Here is a 638-nt window from a genome sequence, read left to right as displayed (position 1 = left end):
CATAAAATTTCATCTTTTGTGCTGACAACTCGGATTGTAATTTGCCTTGCGCGTAGGTCTGTCGTGACGCTCTCTACTTCTACGTCTGACAATCCCAAAACTTCGGCTGGAATAGTGATGGATTGCTTGGATTTGTTGTTCATTATTATGACAATTGTCTCTTAATTATTTATCCTTGCCATTATACTAAAAACTAGATTTTAACGCGAAGACGCCAAGAGCCAAAATACCTTTATGGAGTCTGTGAAACTCTCCAAGGGAAAGATAGAGGGCAGTGCGGGTATTTTGCAGAAAGGAATGCCCAATGGACAGGTGTATCTTGCCGAAGGAATAGAGACGGGCGCATCCATTGCCATGGCAAATCCCAAGGCTACCGTGCTTGTTTCCTTTGGGATTTCAAACTTAAAAAACTTAAGCGAACTGGTTAAGCGATTTAAACCAGTGGAGGTCATTATTGCTGCAGATAATGATTTAAAAGCACAGATAAAAACGCTTGAGGAAACGAAGAAAGCGCAGGCAGTTTTATCGGAATCAGGCCTTCATGTGACAATTAAAATGCCCCATTCACTACCCAACCAGCAAAAGACAGACTGGAATGATGTGCACAGAGAAAAAGGAGTTGGTTATTTAAAAAAAGA

1 protein-coding gene is annotated in these 638 nt (G+C 41.1%); it reads left to right on the top strand.

The window, feature by feature from the left end; translation table 11 throughout:
- Positions 1-243 precede the first annotated feature (243 nt).
- On the top strand, positions 244-638 hold a 395-nt coding region (locus Lfee_RS12575; RefSeq protein ID WP_193786957.1), incomplete at its 3' end, for a toprim domain-containing protein.

It is taken from the genome of Legionella feeleii (assembly GCF_001467625.1).
Lineage (GTDB): Bacteria > Pseudomonadota > Gammaproteobacteria > Legionellales > Legionellaceae > Tatlockia > Tatlockia feeleii.
Note: the sequence above shows the minus strand (reverse complement) of the source record. Positions and strands in the feature narration are given on the sequence as shown.